Below are 534 nucleotides of genomic sequence, written 5' to 3'. Positions count from 1 at the left end.
TCCTGGGTCCAATACCCAAACATCAGGCACATCCCAACGCGCCATAAAAAGTCCGCGCTGCTGTCCCTTCCTGAGCGGATCATCGTCGGAATGTTCGGCCTGTTCCTTCTTGGCGCTGGAACCATAGCGATGGCTGCGGGAGCCTTTGTGCTTTACCTCGTACTCAGCAGCCTCTTCTAGACCTTGTAGTCCAGCGAAGTTCCCCCGACGCTCCCGGTAATCACCGCGCCGCCGACCAGTTTTTTCACCTCGTCCACGCTCTCGTATGCCGCAGCGCCCAAGAACGGGCGCGGCGGGATCTTGTCAGTCCCCAGTTCCTGGTAGACGGCAATGTCCGAAGTGGACCCGATCGCGGCTTCCAGGCCGTGCGTCTCATGGCTGAGGGAATCGCGTAGCTCGCCAGTGCGCAACAGCGGGTCGTTCTCAGTGAAGCCCTTGCGCACGCGGTCTTCCTTGGTGCTGTCGGCCAATTCCGGCCATGCTTCGTGCATGCCGTTGGCATCCTGGTATTCGCCGATCTTGCCCTTGGCGGCG

General features: G+C 60.9%; 2 protein-coding genes. One reads left to right on the top strand and one right to left on the bottom strand.

Going from position 1 to position 534, the window contains the following annotated elements:
- Window positions 1-180 (top strand): hypothetical protein (locus tag RZA33_RS19355; protein WP_317509412.1); only part of this gene is annotated, 180 nt, incomplete at its 5' end.
- Here the strand turns inward: RZA33_RS19355 and RZA33_RS19350 are convergent.
- Window positions 177-534 (bottom strand): hypothetical protein (locus RZA33_RS19350; RefSeq protein WP_317509411.1); only part of this gene is annotated, 358 nt, incomplete at its 5' end. The genes RZA33_RS19355 and RZA33_RS19350 overlap by 4 nt on opposite strands.

It is taken from the genome of Halovibrio sp. HP20-59 (assembly GCF_033052795.2).
Lineage (GTDB): Bacteria > Pseudomonadota > Gammaproteobacteria > Pseudomonadales > Halomonadaceae > Vreelandella.
Note: the sequence above shows the minus strand (reverse complement) of the source record. Positions and strands in the feature narration are given on the sequence as shown.